The organism is Amycolatopsis sp. SID8362 (genome assembly GCF_010550475.1).
Lineage (GTDB): Bacteria > Actinomycetota > Actinomycetes > Mycobacteriales > Pseudonocardiaceae > Amycolatopsis > Amycolatopsis eburnea.
Genome location: NZ_JAAGNB010001488.1, coordinates 1 through 1,180, shown reverse-complemented (window position 1 = coordinate 1,180; position 1,180 = coordinate 1). Strand labels below are relative to the sequence as shown.

At 76.6% G+C, this 1,180-nt stretch carries 1 protein-coding gene; it reads left to right on the top strand.

All coding sequences use genetic code 11. The features are described from left to right. Positions 1 to 1,180 (top strand): polyketide synthase dehydratase domain-containing protein (locus tag G3I65_RS45770; RefSeq protein WP_203612689.1); only part of this gene is annotated, 1,180 nt, incomplete at both ends.

Below are 1,180 nucleotides of genomic sequence, written 5' to 3'. Positions count from 1 at the left end.
CTCGGGCTCGACGCGGCCGGGCACCCGCTGCTGGCCGCGGCCACCCGGCTCGCCGACCCGGACGTCCGGCTGTTCACCGGTCGGCTCTCGCTCGCCGCGATGCCGTGGCTGGCCGACCACGCCGTCCTGGACACGCCGCTGCTACCCGGCACCGCGTTCCTCGACCTCGCCCTGCACGCGGCCCGCGAAACCGGGGCCGCCGTGGCGGAGCTGACCGTTGAAGCCCCGCTTGTGCTGCCGCGCCACGGCGCCGTGCTCGTCCAGGTGACCGTCGGCGAGGACGCCGTGAAGATCTTCGCCCGCACCGAAGACGGGCCCTGGACCCGGCATGCGTCGGGCACGCTCGCCCCGGCCGCCGACGTGCGCCCGCCGCTGGCCTGGCCGCCCGCCGGGACCGAGATCGACGTCGAGAAGTTCTACGTCGCCGCGGCCGAAGACGGCTTCGACTACGGCCCCGCCTTCCAAGGCCTGGCCCGGGCTTGGCGGTCCGGCGACGACGTCTACGCCGAGATCAGCCCGGCCGAGCCCGGCGCCTTCGTGGTGCACCCGGCCCTGCTCGACGCCGCGGCCCAGGCCGTCCGGCTCGGGGACTTCTTCGCCGACGACGCGCCCCGCCTGCCGTTCGCGTGGTCCGGCGTCACGGCCCACACGGCCGGGGCGCGGGCGCTGCGGGCCCGGCTCTCCTCGGCCGGTCCCGACGCGGTGTCGCTCGTGGTCGACGACGAGGACGGCCGCCCGGTGCTGACGGCGGAAGCGCTTACTCTGCGTCCATTTTCGCCCGCTCAGCTCGCCGCTGGCTCGGACTCGCTGTACCGGCTCGCGTGGCAGCCGATCGAGGTCGGCGCGCCCGCCGAGGGCGACGTCGTGGTGTCCGTCGAGCCCGGCGACGTCCGCGAAGTCCTCGTGCGGCACCTGGACCTCGTGCGCGAGTGGCTGGACCGGGCCGAGGACGGCCGTCTGGTGGTGCTGACCCGCGGCGCGACCGAGGACGACCTCGCGGGCGCCGCGCTGTGGGGCCTCCTGCGGTCGGCGCAGGCGGAGCACCCCGGCCGGATCGTGCTCGCCGACGTCGACGACGACCCGCGTTCGCTCGACGTCCTGCCCGCCGCGCTCGGCACCGGCGAGGGGCAGCTCGCTCTGCGTGCCGGCACCGCGTACGTCCCGGCGTTCGCCCGGGCGG